Here is a 21,701-nt window from a genome sequence, read left to right as displayed (position 1 = left end):
TGCATTTGCGGGACACTTGGGACCCGCCATTCATGTTCAGGAGTCGCAAGCACACCATGACCGTCAGCGAAGACAAGTTCACCCGGCAAACGCTGCAGCGCGTTACCCCGTTGACCGCCAATCTTTTCACCCTGCGCGCCAGCCGCGACGCAGGCTTTCGCTTTCGCGCCGGGCAGTTTGCCCGTCTGGGTGTCACCAAGGCTGATGGCAGTACAGTGTGGCGTGCCTACTCGATGGTGTCCTCGCCCTATGACGAGTTTCTCGAATACTTTTCCATCGTGGTGCCGGACGGTGAGTTCACCAGTGAGCTGAGCCGTCTGCGCGAAGGCGATCAACTGCTGGTCGAAAAACAGTCATACGGTTACCTGACCCTGGATCGCTTCGTCGACGGTCGCGATCTGTGGCTGCTGGCCACCGGGACCGGCGTGGCGCCGTTCCTGTCGATCCTTCAGGATTTCGAAGTCTGGGAAAAATTCGAACGCATCATTCTGGTCTACAGCGTGCGTGAAGCCAAAGAGCTGGCTTATCAACCGTTGATCGACGAACTGACCCAGCGCGAGTACCTGGCTGAATATGCCCACAAGTTCTTGTACCTACCGGTAGTGACCCGTGAACAGCACCCAGGGGCACTGAACGAGCGCATTACTACGCTGATCGAAAACGGCGACCTGGAAACTGCCGCAGGGCTTGAGCTGACGCCTGAGCATTCGCGGGTGATGCTGTGCGGCAACCCGGAAATGGTCGACGAAACCCGCGCGTTGCTCAAGCAGCGCGGGCTGCAACTAAGCCTGAGCCGCCGACCGGGGCAGGTGGCCGTGGAAACCTACTGGTAACCACGACCGGCAGGGTTACCAAGCTGGCGCGAAAAGCCCCTTCCTTCAGGTGGGGGATGAAAGCGCCACCGCAAAGCGGTCATAGGGGTTAACATCCCAAAAACCGCCCCTATTCTGTATTTCATGACTGAAATGAAAGCGACCAAAACCCTCAAGGTTCGAGTGCGAGACAAGCACGCAGCGCAGCTGCGTGAAGCGTCTCGTGCTGTGAATTTTGTGTGGAACTACGTAAACGAGTTGAGCAGTCGCACGATTCGTGAGCGTGGTCGTTTTCTGTCGGCGTTCGACATTCACAAGTACACCAACGGGGCCGGCAAAGACCTGAGCCTGCACAGCCAATCGGTGCAGGCTGTTGCCGACGAATATGTCACACGGCGCAAGCAGTTCAAAAAGCGCCAGCTCCGCTGGCGCTGCTCGGGCGGCGCTCGGCGCAGCCTGGGCTGGGTGCCCCTCAAGGCCGGCGCTGCTGTCTGGAAAAACGGCCAGGTCGTCTTCAACAAGCAGCACTTCAAGGTCTGGGACAGCTACGGCCTGGCGGGCTTTAAATTCAGATCCGGTAGCTTCAACGAGGACAGCCGTGGACGCTGGTATTTCAACGTCGTGGTCGAGGTCGACCGCCAGCTGTCGCCGGGCCAGGACGCGGTGGGTATCGACCTCGGACTGAAAACCACGGCCACCTGCAGCGACGGTGATCGCCTTGAAAGCGGCAGGTTCTACCGGGATCTGGAGAGCGCCCTGGGCACGGCCCAGCGCGCCGGCAAGAAAGCCCGTGTGCGGGCGATTCACGCCAAGGTTGCGAACCGTCGCAAGGATACCCTGCATAAGTTCAGCAACGCGCTGGTAGCGCGTTGTGGTGTCATTGTGGTGGGCGATGTGAACTCACTGAAACTCGCGAAAACCAGGATGGCCAAGTCGGTGCTGGACGCCGGCTGGGGCCAATTGAAAACCATGCTGGAATACAAATGCGATCACGCAGGCACGGTTTTCAAGGTTGTCAGCGAGAGAAACACCACCCAAACCTGTTCGAGCTGCAAGCAATTGCCGGACTCGAGGCCCAGAGGTATCGCAGGGCTTGGAATAAGGGAATGGACTTGTTGTGGGTGTGGTGCCACCCACGACCGCGACGTCAACGCCGCCAAGAACATTCTCGCGCTCGGGCATGAGCGTCCAATTGTGGGAATCCCCGCCTTTTAGGGCGGGGAGGATGTCAAAACGGCTTGTTCGGATCGACGGTCACCGGGGCGGCAGGTTTGTTCTGCTCCTTGAGCAGATCACGGATCTCGCTCAGCAGCACCTCCTGCTTGTTGACTGTCGGCGCCTTGGCTTCTTCGCGTTTAAGGCGATTGATCGCCTTGACGCCCATGAAGATCGCAAAGGCGACAATCAGGAAGTCGATCACGGTCTGGATGAATTTACCGTAGGCCAGGACCACGGCGGGTGCATCGCCTTGCGCCGCACGCAGGGTAACGCCCAGATCGCTGAAGTCCACACCACCAATCAGCAGGCCCAACGGCGGCATGATCACGTCGCCGACGAACGACGAGACGATCTTGCCGAACGCGGCACCGATGATGATACCCACGGCCATATCGACCACATTGCCTTTGACGGCGAAGGCTTTGAATTCGTTAACGATGCTCATGGGTCATTCCTTGTTACAGATGAGAAGATCGGCTCCAGTGTAATAGAGCATGGGACAGTTTGCCCCCCGCACCTGCAATCGACCGGGCACGAGCGGACAAGTTTTATCCAACTGTGCAAAAACACCGGCGGGCGGGCCAACTGTATTGCTGGCCGGCTGCGTTATGATGTCGGCTTTTGCCAGCGGGGTTTGCTGCATGGCCAAAGCCAAGCGCTTGTACGGTTGCACTGAATGCGGTGCGACTTTTCCCAAATGGGCCGGGCAATGTGCCGACTGCGGTGCGTGGAACACCCTGGTCGAAACCGTGCTGGAGAGCGGCGCAGCCGCGGCGCCCAGCGGGCGTAGTGGCTGGACCGGGGCGCAGACCCAGATCAAGACCCTGGCCGAAGTCAGTGTTGAAGAAATTCCGCGTTTTTCTACCCGCTCCACCGAGCTGGACCGGGTGCTGGGCGGCGGGATGGTCGATGGCTCGGTGATCCTGATCGGCGGCGATCCCGGCATCGGCAAATCCACCATTCTGCTGCAAACCTTGTGTCATCTGGCCGAGAGCATGCCGGCCCTGTATGTCACCGGTGAGGAATCGCAACAACAGGTGGCCATGCGCGCCCGGCGTCTGGGGCTGCCGCAAGACAAGCTGCGGGTGATGACCGAGACCAGCATCGAGTCGATCATTGCCACTGCCAGGGTCGAGCAACCCAAGGTCATGGTCATCGACTCGATCCAGACCATCTTTACCGAACAGCTGCAATCGGCGCCCGGTGGTGTGGCTCAGGTTCGCGAAAGCACCGCGCTGCTGGTGCGCTATGCCAAGCAAAGCGGTACGGCGATCTTTCTGGTCGGCCATGTCACCAAAGAGGGCGCGCTGGCCGGCCCGCGCGTGTTGGAGCATATGGTCGATACCGTGTTGTACTTCGAGGGTGAAGCCGATGGCCGCCTGCGCCTGCTGCGGGCGGTGAAGAACCGGTTCGGCGCGGTCAACGAACTGGGGGTGTTCGGCATGACTGACCGGGGCCTCAAGGAGGTCTCCAACCCGTCGGCGATTTTCCTCAGCCGCGCCCAGGAAGAGGTGTCTGGCAGTGTAGTGATGGCCACTTGGGAGGGGACCCGGCCGATGCTGGTCGAGGTGCAGGCACTGGTCGATGACAGCCATATGGCCAACCCGCGCCGGGTTACTCTGGGGCTGGATCAGAATCGCCTGGCCATGCTGCTGGCGGTGCTGCATCGCCATGGCGGCATCCCGACCCACGATCAGGATGTGTTCCTCAACGTGGTGGGTGGGGTCAAGGTGCTGGAAACCGCGTCCGACCTGGCGCTGATGGCGGCGGTGATGTCCAGCCTGCGCAACCGGCCGTTGCCCCATGACCTGCTGGTGTTCGGCGAGGTTGGGTTGTCAGGGGAGGTGCGCCCGGTGCCCAGTGGCCAGGAGCGTCTGAAGGAGGCAGCCAAGCACGGCTTCAAGCGTGCCATCGTACCCAAGGGCAATGCGCCCAAAGAGGGATTTGCCGGCTTGCAGGTCGTCGCCGTCACCCGCCTTGAACAGGCCCTGGATGCCTTGTTCGAATAAACCGTTCAGATTTCGATCAGCGCCGCCAGCTCGCGGTCGAGCTCGTCATGGTCCGCCAGATTCAGCTCTACCAGGCGTCTGAGGTGGCTGATCGACTCCAGCCCGATATGTTGGCAGACAAAGCCCAGGTGCTGGCTGTCGTCGTGGGTTTGCTGAACTTCCATGCGCACCGTCGCATCGGCGCTCAGGTGGATGTCGACCAGAAAGTTACGGCGGGTGTCGCCGTCCCAGGCTTCGGGGCGCTCGATCAGTAACCCCTTGAGTGACAGGTCGAGCAACTGCACTGCCCAGGTCCGCTCATCCTGGCTCAGGCTGGTCCTGGCATCGAAGGCAATACGTTTGAAGCGCCGGCGATCTGCGGGGGAATCGGTCATCACGTGCACTCCTCGGGCTGAGCGGGTCAGCGGGCAGGTCTGGGTAACAGACCGCGTGTGCAATCAAGATAAACCCGAAGTGCAGCGCCGACCAGTTCTACCTGCACCGCAGGCGCTGGCCGACAGGCCCGCCAGTCGTGATCCGGACGCTCTAGGCCGCGGTTTTTTACGTTTTGATTAATTTGTGTCTATACCTTGGTTGGGGGTGGCCTTTCGCTGCGACAGCGCTACACTCGCACTGCTGGTTTCTAGTCACTTTTGCTGGAATAACAATATGAAAAATAACAACAGCTTGATGCGCCATGTGCCTTGGGTGCTACTGGCGATCATTGGGGCCTGTGCCCTGGGGGTCGTCGCGCTACGCCGCGGCGAAGCAATCAACGCCTTGTGGATCGTAGTGGCAGCGGTTGCCATCTACCTGGTCGCTTTCCGTTACTACAGTCTGTTCATCGCCAACCACGTCATGCAGCTGGACCCGCGTCGCGCGACGCCGGCTGTCGTCAATAACGATGGTCTGGATTACGTTCCAACCAACAAACACATCCTGTTCGGCCACCACTTCGCGGCCATCGCCGGTGCCGGCCCGCTGGTCGGCCCTGTGCTGGCGGCGCAAATGGGCTATCTGCCCGGTACGCTCTGGCTGATCGCCGGTGTGGTGCTGGCCGGTGCCGTGCAGGACTTCATGATCCTGTTCCTGTCGACGCGCCGTAACGGCCGTTCGCTGGGCGACATGGTCCGCGAGGAAATGGGCCGTATTCCCGGCACCATCGCCTTGTTCGGCTGCTTCCTGATCATGATCATCATCCTTGCGGTGCTGGCGCTGATCGTGGTCAAGGCCCTGGCCGAAAGCCCGTGGGGCATGTTCACGGTGATCGCGACGATACCGATTGCGATATTCATGGGCGTGTACATGCGTTACATCCGCCCGGGCCGCATCGGTGAAATCTCGATCATCGGGGTCGTGCTGCTGCTGGCATCGATCTGGTTCGGCGGCCTGGTTGCCGCCGATCCGGTCTGGGGCCCGCGCTTTACCTTCACCGGCGTGCAGATCACCTGGATGCTGGTCGGCTACGGTTTCGTCGCGGCCATGCTGCCGGTCTGGCTGCTGCTGGCGCCACGTGACTACCTGTCGACCTTCCTCAAGATCGGCACCATCGTCGGCCTGGCCATCGGTATCCTGATTCTGGCACCTGAGCTGAAAATGCCGGCCCTGACCCAGTTCACCGACGGCACCGGTCCGGTCTGGAAAGGCAGCCTGTTCCCGTTCCTGTTCATCACCATTGCCTGTGGTGCGGTATCGGGCTTCCATGCGCTGATCTCTTCGGGCACCACCCCCAAGTTGCTGGATAACGAAGTCAACGCCCGTTACATCGGCTACGGCGGCATGCTGATGGAGTCGTTTGTGGCAATCATGGCCATGGTCGCTGCATCGGTCATCGAGCCAGGCGTCTACTTCGCCATGAACAGCCCGGCGGCGATTGTCGGCAGCGACGTCGTGTCGGTGGCTGCCAAGGTCAGTGAGTGGGGCTTCCTGATTACCCCTGAACAACTGACCGCCACCGCAGCCGACATCGGCGAGCACACCATTCTGGCCCGTGCCGGTGGTGCGCCGACCCTGGCGGTGGGTATCGCGCAGATCCTTCACCAGGTACTGCCGGGTGAAAACACCATGGCCTTCTGGTACCACTTCGCGATTCTGTTCGAGGCGCTGTTCATCCTGACCGCGGTGGACGCCGGTACCCGTGCCGGCCGCTTCATGCTCCAGGACCTGCTGGGCAGCTTCGTTCCAGCCCTCAAACGCACCGAGTCGTGGACGGCCAACATCATCGGCACCGGTGGTTGCGTGGCGCTGTGGGGTTACCTGCTGTATCAGGGCGTGATCGATCCGTTGGGTGGCATCAATACCCTGTGGCCGCTGTTCGGCATCTCCAACCAGATGCTCGCCGGTATCGCCCTGATGCTCGCCAGCGTCGTACTGATCAAGATGAAGCGTCAGCGCTACGTCTGGGTCACCGCAGTACCGGCCGCCTGGCTGCTGATCTGCACCGTGACAGCCAGCATGATCAAGCTGTTCGACTCCAACCCTGCGGTAGGCTTCCTGGCCCTGGCCAAGAAGTACAGCACCGCAGCCGAAGCCGGCCAACTGCTGGCTCCGGCCAAGAACATGGACCAGATGCAGCACGTGATCATGAACGCCTACACCAACGCAGGCCTCAGTGTGCTGTTCCTGTTCGTGGTCGGCAGTATCCTGTTCTACTCCCTGAAAGTGGGTAGCCAGGCCTGGAGCAAGCCTGAGCGCAGCGACAAAGAGTCGCCGTACCAGGAAATGCCACCAGGGGCACAGGTGTGATGAGCGTCATGCGAGGATCTGCCAATGTTCAATGACCTGGGTCGTCTGGGCAAATACCTCGGTCAGGCTGCACGCCTGATGGTGGGAATGCCCGACTACGACAACTATGTGGAACATATGCAGAACAAGCACCCGGACAAACCGGTAATGAGCTACGAGGAGTTCTTCCGGGAACGCCAGGAAGCCCGTTACGGTGGCAAGAGTGGTCCGAAGTGTTGTTGAACCTCTGACATGACTGTTTGACCCGACGCGCCACAGGTTCTTGCCTGTGGCGCGTTTTGTTTTTAGTGCAAGCCTCTGCCAAGGAGCCCCCATGAGCGAGTTGCAACCCATCCCCGTTACCGTGCTGACCGGCTTTCTGGGCGCGGGCAAGACCACCTTGCTGCGCCACCTGCTCAAGGCCGAGCACGGCCTGAAGATTGCGGTGATCGAAAACGAATTCAGCGACGCCGGCATCGACAGCCAGTTGCTCGGCGACGAGCCGGTCCAGGTCATGACTCTGTCCAATGGCTGCGTGTGCTGCACCATCCACACCGACCTGACCAAAGCGCTGTACCTGCTGCTGGAGCGCCTGGACAGCGGCGAAATCGCTTTCGACCGGCTGGTGATCGAATGCACCGGTCTGGCCGACCCGGCGCCGGTGGCGCAGACTTTTTTCATCGACGAGGAACTGCGTGAGCGCTACATCCTCGACGGCATCATCACCCTGGTCGACGCGGCGCATGCCGATGTGCACCTGACCCAGACCATCGCCCAGGCCCAGATCGGCTTCGCCGACCGGCTGCTGGTCAGCAAGCGTGATCTGGTCGATGACGAAACATTCGAGGCGCTCAGTGCCCGTCTGGCGCGGATCAACCGTCGTGCGCCGATCCGTACGGTCGATCACGGGCGTATCGATCTGGCCGAGTTACTGGACGTGCGTGGCTTCAACCTCAATGCCGACCTGGGCGGTGGCATCACCTTGCGTCCCGTGGCACCGGCCGGCAATAACGGCGACCGCATCTCCAGCCTGGTACTGCGCACTGACCAGCCGCTGGATATCGATCGGCTCAGCGAGTTCATGAACACCCTGCTGGAAGATCACGGCAAGCAATTGCTGCGCTACAAGGGCGTGCTCAACATCGCCGGCGAACCACGCCGGCTGGTGTTTCAGGGCGTGCTGAAACTGTACGGTTTTGACTGGGACACCGAATGGGCCGAAGACGAAGCGCGTGAGAGCGTGATCGTGTTCATTGCCGATGAATTGCCCGAGGAGAAGATCCGCGCAGGGTTTGCCGCGCTGGTTGGAGCTTAAGCTACAAGCTACAAGCGGTAAGGTGTGAGCCGTTGATTTTGATCTTCGAGCCGAGAGGGTACAGACACCGCCGAACGCGACGATTGGCGCTGGCCGATTGGAGGTGTCGATTTGGTGGGAAAACCGGCACGGAAGCCGGTTTTAGGTGCGCTGGGCAGGACGCCCATCGCGCCGACCGCCAAATCGGCACCGGAGTGAGGGGACCCCCGTAGGGGGCCAAGACCGGAGCAAGCGCTTTGGTGACTTTGGCGCCCCAAAGTCACTCGCCCAGCAGGGCGAAACCTGCAGTTCAGGCAGCGCGATGAAGGATTTTCCAGCGGCCTAAAGACCCATTCGCGGCTAAAGCCAATACTGTTCAATTAAGTGCTTGATGTCCCCTGTGGGAGCGAGTTTGCTCGCGAAGAGGCCGGTAAAGTCACAGCATCTGCTGCGAATGTGCTGGCGTCTTCGTCGGCAAGCCACCACCGAGTATGCGGCGTCCAAAGTAACTCGCGGCCACAAAAAAGCCCGGCGCCAAGGCCGGGCTTTTCATGCAGCAGGCTACGCGATTACGCGCCGTAAACCGGCAGACGTGCACAGATCGCCTTGACCTTCTCGCGTACCGCATCAATCACGGCTTCGTTGTTCAGGTCAGCCAGGATGTCGCAGATCCAGCCAGCCAGTTCCTTGCACTCGGTTTCCTTGAAGCCACGAGTGGTCACTGCCGGGGTGCCGAAACGCAGGCCCGAAGTGACGAATGGCGAACGCGGGTCGTTAGGTACCGAGTTCTTGTTGACGGTGATGTAGGCACGGCCCAGAGCGGCGTCTGCATCTTTACCGGAAATGTCCTGCTTGATCAGAGACAGCAGGAACAGGTGGTTCTGGGTGCCGCCGGAAACGACGTCGAAGCCACGCTCGATGAACACGCTGGCCATGGCCTGGGCGTTCTTCACCACTTGCTGCTGGTACGCCTTGAACTCAGGTTGCAGGGCTTCCTTGAAGCACACCGCCTTGGCTGCGATCACGTGCTCCAGTGGGCCGCCCTGGGCGCCCGGGAATACTGCGCTGTTGAGCTTCTTCTCGATCTCGGCGTTGGCACGGGCCAGGATCAGGCCGCCACGTGGACCACGCAGGGTCTTGTGAGTCGTGGTGGTGACCACGTCAGCGAACGGAACCGGGTTCGGGTAGACGCCAGCGGCGACCAGACCGGCGACGTGAGCCATATCGACGAACAGCAGTGCGCCGACCTTGTCAGCGATTTCGCGGAAACGAGCGAAGTCCAGAACCTGCGAATAGGCAGAGAAACCGGCGACGATCATCTTGGGTTTGTGCTCGACAGCCAGGCGCTCGACTTCGTTGTAGTCGATCAGGCCGTTGGCATCGATGCCGTATTGAATGGCGTTGTACAGTTTGCCCGACGAGCTGACGCTGGCGCCGTGGGTCAGGTGACCACCGTGAGCCAGGCTCATGCCCAGGATGGTGTCGCCGGCCTGCAGCAGCGCCAGATAGACAGCGGCGTTGGCCTGGGAGCCAGCGTGCGGCTGGACGTTGGCGTAGTCGGCACCGAACAGCTCTTTGGCGCGGTCGATGGCCAGTTGTTCAACGATGTCGACATACTCGCAACCACCGTAGTAACGCTTGCCCGGGTAACCTTCGGCATACTTGTTGGTCAGCGCCGAGCCCTGAGCTTCCATCACTGCGGGGCTTGTGTAGTTTTCCGAAGCGATCAGCTCGATGTGCTCTTCCTGGCGCACGGCTTCTTGTTCCATGGCGGCAAAAAGATCGGGGTCGAACTTGGCGATAGTCAAATCACGGCTGAACATGGCTGTCCTCGAGGGCTTGGAGCGGAAAAGGGGGGCATTCTACCCCATCGGAGAATCTCTGGCATATGAAAGGGCCTCATCCGTCGGGTGAAGCAGCTGCAAGCTCGTAGGAGCGGATTCATCCGCGAACATTGACCAGGCGACACCTCTGCTGTGCCTGGCCTGACCCCATCGCGGCTGAAGCCGCCTGCCGCCGCTTCAATCCAGCATGAACAGTGCGTCATTGCTGAACTGGGCCTCGAACTGCCCGGCCGGCATCGGGCGGCCGAACAGGTAGCCTTGTACCTCGTCGCAGCCATGCTCGCGCAAGAAGTCCAGTTGCTCGTGGGTTTCCACGCCTTCGGCGATCACCGACAGGTTCAGGCTGTGCGCCATGGCGATGATCGCCCGGGCAATCTGTGCATCCTGCTCGCCCGAGGGCAAACCATCGACGAAGGAGCGATCGATCTTGAGCACATCGATCGGGAACTGCTTGAGGTAGTTGAGCGATGAGTAGCCGGTGCCAAAGTCGTCAACCGCGATGCTCAAACCGAGATTCTTGAGGCCGGCCAGGGTCTGCATGGCTTCGCCGACTTCACGCATCAGGATACTTTCGGTCAGTTCCAGCTCCAGGCAGGCCGGGGGCAGCCCGGTGTCCCTGAGGGTGGCAGCGATGCGTTCGCCCAGTTGCCCGTCGCCAAACTGACGGGCAGAAATATTGACCGACACCTTCGGCACCCGAACCCGTTCCTGGTGCCAGGTCTTGAGCTGGCGGCAGGCCTCGGCCAGTACCCAGTCGCCAACTTCCATGACCAGGCCAAGCTCTTCGAGCACTGGAATGAAGTCGTTCGGTGGCACCAGCCCGCGTCGTGGATGGCGCCAGCGCAGCAGTGCCTCGGCGCCGGTCAGGCGCTTGCCGTCGCCGCTGAACTGCGGTTGGTAGTAAAGCACGAACTCTTCCTGTTCCAGCGCGTGGCGCAGATCGCTTTCCAGCTCCAGGCGTTCCAGCGCGGTTGCGTTCATGTCGGCCTGGTAAAACTGGAAGTTGTTCTTGCCGCGCTCTTTGGCGTGATACATCGCCGTGTCGGCGTTCTTCATCAACTGGCTCAGTTCATGGCCATCCTGGGGACTCAGGGCAATGCCGATACTGGCAGTGACGAAGAACTCGCGGCCCTCCAGAACAAACGGCGTGACCAGGCTATTGAGAATCTGTTCGGCCACATGAATGGCGCGGTTCAGGGCAACCTCACGGGTAGCGCCGGAGTGCAGCAGCAGGGTGAATTCGTCGCCGCCCATGCGTGCCACGGTATCGTCATCAGTCACGCAGGCCAGCAGCCGACTGGCCATTTCCTTGAGCATGCGGTCGCCGGCGGCATGGCCGAGCGAGTCGTTGATCGGTTTGAAACGGTCGAGGTCGAGGAACATCAGCACCACCCAGGCGCTCTGGCGCTCGGCCTGCTGCAATGCCGAATGGAGGCGGTCCTGGAACAGGGTGCGGTTGGGCAGGTGGGTCAGGGCGTCGTAGTAGGCCAGGCGATGAATGCGCTGCTCGCTGGCCTTGCGCTCGCTGATGTCGCTGAAGAAGCACACATAGCTGGCCAGGTCGCCTTCATCATCAAGGACTGCGGTGATCCCGACCCAGGCCGGGTATTGCTCGCCGTTGCGGCGCTTGAGCTGAACCTCGCCTTCCCAGTTGCCGCGCTGGTTAAGGTGCCGGAGCACCTGGTGCAGGTGCGCCTCTTCGTGCTCTACGGTCAGCAGGGTCGGCAACTGGTCCAGGATCTGGTGGACCTCGTAGCCACTGACCCGGGTGAAAGCATCATTGGCCTGCACGATGTAACCGGCCGGGTCGGTGATCAGGATCGCGGAAGTCGAGTGCTCGAAAACCGTAGCCGCCATGCGCAGGTCTTTTTCAGCCCGGCGTTGCTGGCTGACGTCGCGGGCGACGCCCAGGATGCCCTCGAAACTGCCATGCTCGTCCCAGACCAGTACCAGGCGCAGTTCAATAGGAATCTTGCGGCCATCGGCGCGCAGGCAATCGAAGACGAACTGACGGGTCGGCACTTCGTTGCGCAGCCGCTCCAGGTCGTGCGGCTTGTTCAACATTTTGCGGATACGAACGATCAGGCTGTAGATGCCGGTCAGTTGCTGCGGGTTAGCCAGCGCCGCGCTCCAGCCATTGCGGACAATCCAGTCGGCGCTGTAGCCCAGTACCGTTTCGACTGACGGGCTGACGTAGTTGAGTTCCAGACCCCGATCAGTGGAGAAGATAACGTCGCTGATGCTTTCGGCAAGCATCCGGTAGCGCTGTTCGCTGTCGCGCAGCGACTGGCTGGCGGTCACCTGGTGGGTGATGTCTTTGGCAATACCGATGATCCGCGTGACCTGGTCATCCTTGTCCCAGGCCATCGCCTGTTCGCGGATATCGAAATGGCGCCAGCTCTGTTGGCAGTCACGAAAGCGCAGTACGCATTGCAGCAGTTCGTTGTGCCCATGATGGCGTTGGCGCAGGCGCATGTCCCGGTAGTTGCTGGCATCGTCGGGGTGCAGCAGCAACTCCCAGAAAAACTCACCCATGCTTTGCAGTTCAGTCTTGCTGTAACCCAGCGTCTGCCCCAGATGGTGGTTGCTGTAGATCATCCGCTGGCTGGGCACGTCTTGCACGTACAGGTGATCGGGCACGGTCCGAACCACGTCGGACCAGAAGCTTTCGCGGTCCAGCAACGACAGTTCCATCTGCTTGCGGCTAGTGATGTCGCCAATGCTGAGAATCACCGAGTCGTAGTCGCTCTGCTCTTCGGGCAGGCGCATGACCAGCCAGAGATGCTGGTCTTCACCTGCGTCACGGGTCAGGCGAATTTCCAGCTCCAGGCTCGGCTCGTTGGCCAGGACCGCGCGGATGATCCGTGTTCCCGGGCCTGCGGGGTTTCTCGGGTTTGCGTCGATCAGCGAGTCCCAGGCCTGCTGACTGTTCTCGATACCCAGCAGGTCCAGCGCGAACTGATTGACTTCTGTGATGTGCAATTGCTGGAGCAGCCGTTTGAACTGGCTGGGCTGGTGTTTGATCAGCCTGTCCAGATCCTCGGCATTGCGCACTTGCAAGCTGTCGAGCAAGGTAAACAGCGCGGACATGTCGAGCACGCAGATGGCAACGCCTGCGCCCTCGAAAATGCCCTGATAACGGCGACGGCTTTCAACCAGTTGGGTCTGGCGGCGACGCAAGCCAAACAGGGTAATCAAGGGCAGGATGGCAAACATCATGGCCAGCACGCACTTGAAAATCAGTGGCAACACTAGCGCCTCGCGCTCTTGCCGGGCATCGAACAAACCATGCAGTTGCCAGTCGCTGTTGCTGATCGGTTGCAGCAGCACCGTTTGCAGGTTGCCATTACTGCGATGCCCGTCACGGGCGATAATCTGCGACTGGTCACGATTTTCCAGGCGCCACAGGTGCATGAAGTCGTGGGACGGTTGCTGGGTCAGCGGCTTGAGTGCCTCCCGGCCCAGACGCAATGCCCAGTAGTCACCGGTAATGCCACCCGCCTGACGGACCAACAGGTAAACCAGCCGGCCGTCGCTGGCGTTGGTGTAGTAGTACGGCTTGCCTTGGGCTTTGCGCAGTTGCTCTTTGAGAAAGGCTGCGTCACCGGTGCCCATTGCACTGTCTTTGATGATATCGCCGGCTGGGCTGAGCCAGGCCACGCTTTGCAGGGCCGGCAGCGCCTGGCGCAGGTTGTCCAGGGTCGAGGGCTGCTCCAGCGACTGACCGACGCTGACCGCCTCATCCAGCAGGCTCACGCTGACCTGGGCGCTGAGTGTCAGGTTCAGGCTCAGGCGGTCTGCCAGCTGCATGCTGTAGTCCAGGCTGCGCTGGCGCTGACGCTCTTGAGTCTGTTGAAACTGCTCGAAGGATTGCCACAGCAACAGGGCGAGCATCACCAACACCAGAGCGGCCAACGCGCCTTTCAGTGAACCGCGCACAGGCAGTTGACTGGAATTCTTGACGCTACGCGATGATGTAGAAGCCGTTGGTGTGGGCAAGTCGATGTTCCTGACTACTGGACTGAAGCAGCGAATGCAGCCTGCACTATAAGCCGGGCGCCCAAATGGCGGCTAGCATGCCTTTAGTTGTGGCTAAGTGCCAGCGTTTATTGGTGGTCACGCCTGTTTGTCGGCCCGTTCGGTTGGTTGTATTTGCCGTATTTCACTTCGCATTTGATCAATTCAAGGCGCGTAACTGTTACTCGGCAAGGACCGGCAAAGAATTAAGCCGGATCTGGCATTGTTCAAGGGGTTTTCTGCACCTTTTTTAGTCATATCGCCAGGGCGGTATCTGCCTGCGGCGTAACGGCGGATTTCGGGCTGTCGCCGGGCAGCCCCCCTGCCAGCGTCCGCCGACTTGGGTTAAGCTTGCCGACCCTGAGCGCAGTTGAGTGGCGCTTGTTTGTCGTACGCAATGCAGCCTGCCCGGTGTTCCGACCGCGTCGCGCGGCCCGCGCAATTTTGCTGCTCTGAATCTGAATAATTGCTTCTTTATGGCTTTGCTTGCCAGGCAAGGCTTTCAATCACGTTTTCGAGCGAGGTCCAGGTTTTGGCTCAATACGTCTACACCATGCATCGGCTGAGCAAAGTAGTGCCGCCGAAGCGGGAAATTCTCAAAAACATCTCCCTGTCGTTCTTCCCGGGCGCCAAGATCGGCGTGCTGGGCCTCAACGGCTCGGGTAAATCCACCCTGCTGAAAATCATGGCTGGCGTTGACACCGAGTTTGACGGTGAAGCCCGTCCGATGCCTGAGCTGAATGTCGGCTATCTGCCACAGGAGCCGCAGCTGGACCCGGAAAAGACCGTCCGTGAAGTGGTTGAAGAAGCCGTCAGCGTGATCAAGGACGCCCAGGCGCGCCTCGACGAAGTCTATGCCGCCTATGCCGAGCCGGACGCTGACTTTGACAAGCTGGCCGCCGAACAGGCCAAGCTCGAAGCCATTTTGCAGGCTGCCGATGGTCACAACCTGGAGCGTCAGCTGGAAGTCGCCGCCGATGCGCTGCGCCTGCCGGCCTGGGACGCCAAGGTGGCGGTGCTGTCCGGTGGTGAAAAACGCCGTGTTGCCCTGTGCCGCTTGCTGCTGTCCGCCCCGGACATGCTGCTGCTTGACGAGCCGACCAACCACCTGGACGCCGACTCGGTGGCCTGGCTGGAGCGCTTCCTGCACGACTTCCCGGGCACCGTGGTAGCCATTACCCACGACCGTTACTTCCTGGATAACGTCGCTGGCTGGATCCTTGAACTCGACCGCGGCGCAGGCATCCCGTACGAAGGTAACTACTCGGGCTGGCTGGAGACCAAGTCGGCGCGTCTGGAGCAGGAGTCCAAGCAACAGAGTGCACACGAAAAAGCCATGAAGGAAGAGCTGGAGTGGGTGCGCAAAGGCGCCAAAGCCCGCCAGTCCAAATCCAAGGCCCGTCTGGCACGCTTCGAAGAAATGCAATCGCAGGAATTCCAGAAGCGCAGCGAGACCAACGAGATCTACATTCCGGCCGGTCCGCGGCTGGGCGACAACGTGATCGAGTTCAAGAATGTCACCAAGAGCTACGGTGATCGGGTCCTGATCGATAACCTGTCGTTCACCATGCCAAAAGGCGCGATCGTCGGCGTTATCGGTGGTAACGGTGCAGGTAAATCGACCCTGTTCCGCATGATCATGGGCAAGGAGCAGCCAGACTCGGGCAGCATCGCGATCGGCGAAACCGTGCAACTGGCGTGTGTCGACCAGGCGCGTGACGACCTCGACGGCGGCAAGACCGTGTTCCAGCAGATCTCCGACGGTTCCGACCAGATCCGTATCGGCAACTACGAGATTCCGTCGCGTACTTATGTGGGGCGCTTTAACTTCAAGGGTGGCGATCAGCAGAAGTTCGTCAAGGATCTGTCCGGTGGTGAGCGTGGCCGTCTGCACCTGGCCCTGACCCTGAAGGAGGGCGGTAACGTCCTGCTGCTCGACGAACCGTCCAACGACCTCGACGTCGAAACCCTGCGTTCCCTGGAAGAGGCTCTGCTGGACTTCCCGGGCGCAGCGATTGTGATTTCCCACGATCGGTGGTTCCTGGACCGCGTGGCAACTCACATCCTGGCTTACGAAGACGATTCGAACATTGTGTTCTTCGAAGGCAACTACACCGAGTACGAAGCCGATCGCAAGAAGCGCCTGGGCGATGCGGCCACCCAGCCGCATCGGGTCCGGCACAAGAAGCTGGCTCAATAAGCCGGTTGTCTTCGCACAGGAATGGGGCCTTTATGGCCCCATTTTTGTGCTCGTTTTTCAGCTTTGGCAGGTGGCTATTTATATATTTGCACCAGAAAAATTCATAAAAACGACATTTCGCACTTTTTAAGTGCGTTTTGAATTGGTAGAGTCCGGGAAAATTCCTACAAATAGCCACTCTGTCGAGACGTTCCAATGACCGAATCCGTCGATGTTTTCCTTGCTCGTCTGAAGCAACGCGATCCTGCCCAGCCCGAGTTTCATCAGGCAGTGGAAGAGGTGCTGCGGACCCTCTGGCCGTTTCTGGAAGCCAACCCGCATTACCTTGAGGCCGGCATCGTCGAACGTATGGTCGAGCCGGAGCGTGCGGTGCTGTTTCGTGTGTCGTGGGTCGACGATCAGGGCAAGGTTCAGGTCAACCGCGGCTATCGCATCCAGATGAGCAGTGCCATCGGCCCTTATAAAGGCGGCCTGCGTTTCCACCCCTCGGTGGATCTGAGCGTGCTCAAATTCCTGGCCTTCGAACAGGTATTGAAGAACTCCCTGACCTCGCTCCCCATGGGCGGCGGCAAAGGCGGCTCGGACTTCGATCCAAAGGGCAAGAGCGACGCCGAAGTCATGCGCTTCTGCCAGGCATTCATGAGTGAGCTGTACCGCCACATCGGTGCTGACCTCGACGTGCCGGCCGGCGACATTGGCGTGGGCGCGCGCGAGATCGGCTTCATGTTCGGTCAGTACAAGCGTCTGGCCAACCAGTTCACATCGGTGCTGACCGGTAAGGGCATGACCTACGGCGGCAGCCTGATTCGTCCAGAGGCCACCGGCTACGGCTGCGTGTATTTCGCCGAAGAAATGCTCAAGCGTGACGGCAAGGCCATTGATGGCCGTCGTGTGGCGATTTCCGGTTCCGGCAACGTGGCTCAATACGCTGCGCGCAAGGTCATGGACCTGGGCGGCAAGGTCATCTCGCTGTCTGACTCCGAAGGCACCCTGTACATCGAGGCGGGTCTGAACGATCAGCAGTGGGATGCGCTGATGGAGCTGAAAAACGTCAAGCGTGGGCGCATCAGTGAACTGGCCGAACGCTTTGGCCTGGAGTTCCGCAAGGGCCAGACCCCATGGAGCCTGGCCTGCGATATCGCCCTGCCGTGCGCCACCCAGAATGAACTGAACGGCGAAGACGCCCGGACCCTGCTGCGCAACGGCTGCATTTGCGTGGCTGAAGGCGCGAACATGCCAACCACCCTTGATGCCGTGGACCTGTTCATCGAAGCCGGGACGCTGTTCGCCCCGGGCAAAGCCTCCAACGCCGGCGGTGTCGCGGTCAGTGGTCTGGAAATGTCGCAGAACGCCATGCGCCTGCTGTGGAGCGCCGGTGAAGTGGACAGCAAGCTGCATGGCATCATGCAGTCGATCCACAATGCCTGTGTGCATTATGGCCAGCAAGCTGACGGCAGCGTGAACTACGTCAAAGGTGCCAACATCGCAGGCTTCGTCAAGGTCGCCGATGCCATGCTGGCGCAAGGCGTGGTCTGATTCAGCCTTTCATGGACTGATGCCAATACTGTTCGGTTAAGTGCTTTATGTACCCCGGTAGGGGGCATGCAGTACCTAAGTGGACAGTATGGGGCTAATGCCGATCAGTTAAGTGGCTCTGGCTCCTCCCACAGTGACCGAGTTGTCCTTGCCTGACCTGCGCCTCTGTCACGGGCCTGCGTCAGCCTCGATTTCCAGTATTTCGATCAGTTGATCCCCGGCCGGGCGCTTGCACAGCACTTCATCACCGGGTTGCGCACCGAGCAGGGCACGGCCCAGTGGTGAGCCCCAGTTGATCAGGCCATGAGCGGCATCGGCCTGGTCCTCGCCGACCAGTTGCACGCGCTGGCGATGGTCGTGTTCATCGGCATAGGTCACCCAACTGCCGATCTGCACCTTTTCAGTGGATAACGCCGGGGTTACCACCAGGGCGCTCTGCTGGCGCTGGGTGTAGTAGCGCAGGTCGCGCTCGATATCCACCAGTCGCTGTTTGTCAGCCTTCTCGCCCAGTTCGGTCTGCTCGCGGTGCTGCTCCTGCAGCGCACGAACCTGGTTTTGCAACTGCACCAGCCCATGGGCGGTGACGTAATTGGGGCTCTCGCTGACCAGCCGCTCTACCGGCTGGCTGGTCTGTTCGGCATTGCTGTCTTCGTTGACGAACGCACGACTCATGATTTTCCTCCCGTAGATGCAAGGTTAGGGGCTGTTGACGTTTCATCACAACCGCGCCGAGGTCTGTTTTGTCGGCCTGCACAGGCTTCACTCTGTCGCAATGCGTGCGCCAAAAAAGCCACGGCCCTGCGGGGTGCGCTGAAACATCAACAGCCCCTCGGCATGACCGGGCGAAACAGGTTTGCATGACGGCGGGCGCAGCGCTCGGCAATCCCGGACAAGACTCAGCATGCGCTGCGAGTGAGTGTTGTGGATGTCCGTTTGCGACCCCCAGGCGGTGCTTCTCGTCTCAGTCGGGACGATAAGCCCTGGCCTTGTCGCGGGTCTTCTGCTGTTCCCAGGCACGGTCCCGGTCACTGCTCCAGCCGTTACTTTCCCGGTCACGGCTTTCCTGCATCGCTTGGCACTGACGCAAACCATCGTCCCAGCCTTGGGCATACAGCTTTTCTTTGAGGTAGCGAGGCACGTTTTTACGGTATTGCCCGCCAATCGAGCCTGCCGCCTGTCGTCCACTGCCGCAACCATCCTGAAAGCCATCGGCGAATGCCGGTGGATAGCCTTCGGCCAACAATTGCTCGTGGGTCGACTGGCATCCTGCAAGCACTACGATCAGGCCCAACAACGCTATACGCATGTTCATGATCGAATTCCTCGGTTACTGAGGAAAGTCTAGTCAATGCCAGGTACAGAGCCGGTCAACGGTTCGTCGAAAAAGTGTTCAATAGTGATACCAGCGCAGTTGCAGCATCACCTCGTTCTGCGCATCGCCCAAATGGGTGAAGTCGCGCTGGGCGGTCAGGCGCAGGCCCAGATTGCGCGAAACCTCCCACTGTTGGTTCAGGCTGATGCTGCGCCGCACTTCGCCATTGGTGAAATAGTCGCCCTTGGCCTCCACACTCAGGTTGCCCAGCGGGTTTCGCCACAGCACTCCGGTATTGAAGCCGGCGGCGGGCGCGACAAAGGCGCTGAAGTCATTGTTATGCTCCAGCCGTGCGGTACCCAGGGCGAAGCCCAGCAGGTTGTCGCTCAGTTGCCAGGTCGCGCCGCCGCCGCCGTTGACGTGGCTGACCAGTGTCTGCTCGCCATGCTTGCCCGGCACGCGCTCCAGACCGCCGGAGACCTGCCATGACCAGGGTTTGAGCAACTCATTGCGCGGCGTCAGCGAGCGAATGGTCGCCAGGTCCAGGCGCTGCAGTTTCCAGTCGTTGCCCTCGTACTGGCGCAGTTTGAGCTGCAGGATTTCGATTTGCGCACCCAGCGGGAAGCCGTAGGCGTTATCGTTGAGGTCGTGATAGGCCATGCGCAGCCCGTACTCGGCGAACGCCTTGTCAGCATGGCTGCCCACGCCCACTTGCCAGGTGCGTGACTGATGACCTTCTTCGGGCAGGCCCGGCTGGTCGATCTGCAGCATCGGCGGAGGATTCTGGTTGATCGCGCGCAGCAGCTCGAAGCTGCGTTGGGCGCTGTTACGGTCACGTTCCTGACCGTTGGCACGGTAGCGCTCCAGACGGTAAGCAGCGTCCTGGATCAAGGCTCGCCGCTCGGCTGGCAGGGCCAGGTAATCGGCACTTTGCAGTTGCGCCGGGTCGGCGCTGACGGCCAGCACCCACTGCTGCTCAGTGTGGTCCAGTGGCTCGGCGCGGCTGAGCAATTCGCGCTCACGCGACGGGCGGTAGTCGATCTTGTCCACCAGCCCGGCGGCCTTGACCGCCTTGACGGTGTCGGTGGGGATCGCCGTCAGTTCGAACTGATCGGTCAGTTGCAGGCCGGGCCGGGCGATTTGCAGCAATTCCAGCAAGCGATAGGAGCAGTTTTCGTCAAAAAAGTAGTAGCTGAAGCGAATTTGCTTCAACTCCCAGACATGCTCGACCATGCGCTCGGTTTCTTCCTTGCTCAGGTTCAGCCGGTATTCCCACAGGTCGCGGTTTTCCAGGCTGCGGTATTCGGCGAGCTTTTCCTGATAGGGCACCAGCGCGAACAGGCCCGGATAGCCGCCTGCCAGGCCTTTCCAGGCGTACAGGATGCTGTTGTCTGAGCCCTCGATGTAAGCACCGAAGTTGATTGCATAGCTGAGCAGGGTGGTGTTGTTGGATCGTGCACTGGCCGGGTCGATACGCAGCAGGGTATGGCCGAACATCGATGACGGGCTGTTCAGGTAGGCCGCCGGGAACACCAGCGTGGTGCTGTCGGGCGAGACATCCTTGAACCACTCGTTGAATTCCTTGCAGTCCACCACTGGCAGGTCGCGCAACTGCAACTGATTGCGCAGCCAGCGGGTGCGGGCCGGGTAGGTGCATTGCGCATGGGGTTGCTGATCGAGCGCGGGAGCCCGGATCGCCGCCAGGGTTGCACTCAGTTCGGCATATGGGTCATGCGCACCATTGGCGGCAAGAAAGAATTTCGGGTCGTCGACGTGGCTGCGCCAGCCACTCAGACGGGTTTTTTCATAGTGGCCCAGAGACAGCCAGAACGGGTCGCTGGCCAGTTGCTGCAAACGTTCGTTATTGACTTGTGGGGCCACTTGCGGGGCTGCGCACAGCGGGGCGCAGACAAACAGCGTCAGGCAGGCGAGACGTTTGAGCATGGGCGGGCAACTGTTCGAAAAGTGGGAAACCGCTCCCCGTGTGCCGGGGAGCGGTACGAGCATCAGGCCTGAGTCGCGTACTTGGCCAGGGTCGCGTCGTTTTTCAGCACATCGAGGGTGTTGGCGTGAACGTCCTCGGCAGTGACGTCAGCTTTGTTGAAGATCTTCGAGAAGTTGTCGTGAGTGACAGCCGCGAAACGCGCACGGTCTTGTGGCGCAACACCCAGAACCACCGCGTAGGTGGTCAGTGCTTCACCCTGACCCATGGCCATGTCCTTGCTCAGCTCGTCCATCATGCCGTTCATGGCAATCCAGGATTTGCCGCCGTAGGTCAGCGCGCCATTGGTGGAACAGCCGTTGGTACCGCTGGTCATGCCGAAGGTGGCGTTACCGGAGGTGCCGTTGGTGGTGGACGCCAGGAAGTGAGCAGGAGTGCCGCGCTGGCCTTCAAACAGCATGTTGCCCCAGCCGCAGTCCGGGCCGCCTGGCGCTTGGGCCATGGCGTTGAAAGATGCAGCGGCGAAGAGCGTTCCAAGAAGAATCCGTTTCATAGCTTTATTCTCTTTCTGGTCAACCTGAGTGGTCGGGTGCATGCGTCATTGCATTAGTGCAAAAAGGCCATACTGGCCAGTATGCGCAGGTTGGAGTCTAGGCGGCGTAGCGGGGTTCCGTGATTTATTACGGTTTATTGGGAGGTTTTGACATCCGTCAGCCTATTGAGGGTGGCAATGGGCAGCGGGTAGCGTGCAACTGTCTTGCAAGTGGTGTCCGGCGAGCGCCAGAATGCCCGCATCTGCCCCGCCTGATGTAAG

Annotated in this window: 16 protein-coding genes; 8 read left to right on the top strand and 8 right to left on the bottom strand. The window is 60.4% G+C overall.

Going from position 1 to position 21,701, the window contains the following annotated elements:
* Nucleotides 1–56 precede the first annotated feature (56 nt).
* Both NJC40_RS02800 and NJC40_RS02795 read left to right on the top strand, forming a co-directional pair.
* A complete protein-coding gene (locus tag NJC40_RS02800; protein ID WP_045483751.1) occupies nucleotides 57–833 on the top strand; it encodes a ferredoxin--NADP reductase in 777 nt (258 codons plus the stop codon).
* Nucleotides 834–965: 132 nt separating this feature from the next.
* Nucleotides 966–2,027 carry an RNA-guided endonuclease InsQ/TnpB family protein gene (locus NJC40_RS02795; protein WP_492180499.1) on the top strand — a complete coding sequence of 354 codons (1,062 nt, stop codon included), beginning with the start codon at nucleotides 966–968 and terminating at the stop codon, nucleotides 2,025–2,027.
* A 13-nt stretch (nucleotides 2,028–2,040) separates the two neighbouring features.
* Here the strand turns inward: NJC40_RS02795 and mscL are convergent, their stop codons facing one another.
* Nucleotides 2,041–2,475 (bottom strand): large-conductance mechanosensitive channel protein MscL, encoded by a 435-nt coding sequence (gene mscL / locus NJC40_RS02790; protein ID WP_045483748.1) that lies wholly within the window; start codon nucleotides 2,473–2,475, stop codon nucleotides 2,041–2,043.
* A 196-nt stretch (nucleotides 2,476–2,671) separates the two neighbouring features.
* On the opposite strand from mscL, the gene radA reads away from it, so the two are divergent.
* The gene (gene radA / locus NJC40_RS02785; protein ID WP_045493866.1) at nucleotides 2,672–4,039 is read left to right on the top strand and encodes a DNA repair protein RadA; all 1,368 of its coding nucleotides are present in this window, start codon (nucleotides 2,672–2,674) and stop codon (nucleotides 4,037–4,039) included.
* A 5-nt stretch (nucleotides 4,040–4,044) separates the two neighbouring features.
* Here the strand turns inward: radA and NJC40_RS02780 are convergent, their stop codons facing one another.
* A complete protein-coding gene (locus tag NJC40_RS02780; protein ID WP_253116177.1) occupies nucleotides 4,045–4,413 on the bottom strand; it encodes a PilZ domain-containing protein in 369 nt (122 codons plus the stop codon).
* A gap of 274 nt (nucleotides 4,414–4,687) precedes the next feature.
* On the opposite strand from NJC40_RS02780, the gene NJC40_RS02775 reads away from it, so the two are divergent.
* The 3 genes from NJC40_RS02775 (at nucleotide 4,688) to yjiA (ending at nucleotide 8,057) form a co-directional block, all read left to right on the top strand.
* Nucleotides 4,688–6,763 (top strand): carbon starvation CstA family protein, encoded by a 2,076-nt coding sequence (locus NJC40_RS02775; RefSeq protein WP_253116179.1) that lies wholly within the window; start codon nucleotides 4,688–4,690, stop codon nucleotides 6,761–6,763.
* Nucleotides 6,764–6,787: 24 nt separating this feature from the next.
* Entirely contained in the window at nucleotides 6,788–6,985 is a 198-nt protein-coding gene (locus NJC40_RS02770; RefSeq protein ID WP_045483739.1) for a YbdD/YjiX family protein, read from the top strand.
* Nucleotides 6,986–7,076: 91 nt separating this feature from the next.
* Nucleotides 7,077–8,057, top strand: coding sequence for a GTPase (gene yjiA / locus NJC40_RS02765; protein ID WP_045483736.1), 981 nt, complete (start codon nucleotides 7,077–7,079; stop codon nucleotides 8,055–8,057).
* A gap of 548 nt (nucleotides 8,058–8,605) precedes the next feature.
* On the opposite strand, the gene glyA is transcribed toward yjiA, so the two are convergent.
* Together glyA and NJC40_RS02755 are read right to left on the bottom strand one after the other, a co-directional pair.
* Nucleotides 8,606–9,859: a serine hydroxymethyltransferase gene (glyA, locus tag NJC40_RS02760; RefSeq protein WP_253116184.1), complete on the bottom strand. Its 1,254-nt coding sequence runs from the start codon at nucleotides 9,857–9,859 to the stop codon at nucleotides 8,606–8,608.
* Nucleotides 9,860–10,057: 198 nt separating this feature from the next.
* Nucleotides 10,058–13,879, bottom strand: a complete 3,822-nt coding sequence (locus NJC40_RS02755) for a sensor domain-containing protein (RefSeq protein WP_373568415.1) — start codon at nucleotides 13,877–13,879, stop codon at nucleotides 10,058–10,060.
* Between the two features lie 550 nt (nucleotides 13,880–14,429).
* On the opposite strand from NJC40_RS02755, the gene ettA reads away from it, so the two are divergent.
* Together ettA and gdhA are read left to right on the top strand one after the other, a co-directional pair.
* Nucleotides 14,430–16,097: an energy-dependent translational throttle protein EttA gene (gene ettA, locus NJC40_RS02750; protein WP_253116187.1), complete on the top strand. Its 1,668-nt coding sequence runs from the start codon at nucleotides 14,430–14,432 to the stop codon at nucleotides 16,095–16,097.
* A gap of 195 nt (nucleotides 16,098–16,292) precedes the next feature.
* Nucleotides 16,293–17,633, top strand: a complete 1,341-nt coding sequence (gdhA, locus tag NJC40_RS02745) for an NADP-specific glutamate dehydrogenase (RefSeq protein ID WP_253142369.1) — start codon at nucleotides 16,293–16,295, stop codon at nucleotides 17,631–17,633.
* A gap of 168 nt (nucleotides 17,634–17,801) precedes the next feature.
* On the opposite strand, the gene NJC40_RS02740 is transcribed toward gdhA, so the two are convergent.
* The 4 genes from NJC40_RS02740 to NJC40_RS02725 form a co-directional block, all read right to left on the bottom strand.
* A complete protein-coding gene (locus NJC40_RS02740) occupies nucleotides 17,802–18,305 on the bottom strand; it encodes a GreA/GreB family elongation factor (RefSeq protein WP_253142368.1) in 504 nt (167 codons plus the stop codon).
* A 289-nt stretch (nucleotides 18,306–18,594) separates the two neighbouring features.
* Nucleotides 18,595–18,945, bottom strand: coding sequence for a hypothetical protein (locus NJC40_RS02735; protein ID WP_253116194.1), 351 nt, complete (start codon nucleotides 18,943–18,945; stop codon nucleotides 18,595–18,597).
* Between the two features lie 78 nt (nucleotides 18,946–19,023).
* Nucleotides 19,024–20,889, bottom strand: a complete 1,866-nt coding sequence (locus NJC40_RS02730; RefSeq protein ID WP_253142367.1) for an Lnb N-terminal periplasmic domain-containing protein — start codon at nucleotides 20,887–20,889, stop codon at nucleotides 19,024–19,026.
* 62 nt (nucleotides 20,890–20,951) lie between these two features.
* Nucleotides 20,952–21,440, bottom strand: a complete 489-nt coding sequence (locus NJC40_RS02725) for a DUF3015 domain-containing protein (RefSeq protein ID WP_045483712.1) — start codon at nucleotides 21,438–21,440, stop codon at nucleotides 20,952–20,954.
* Nucleotides 21,441–21,701: the final 261 nt, after the last annotated feature.

Origin of the sequence: Pseudomonas sp. 21LCFQ02, assembly GCF_024129895.2 — a bacterium.
Classification (GTDB): Bacteria; Pseudomonadota; Gammaproteobacteria; order Pseudomonadales; family Pseudomonadaceae; genus Aquipseudomonas.
The sequence above is the reverse complement of the archived record's forward strand: the minus strand, read 5'-3'. Positions and strand labels throughout refer to the sequence as shown.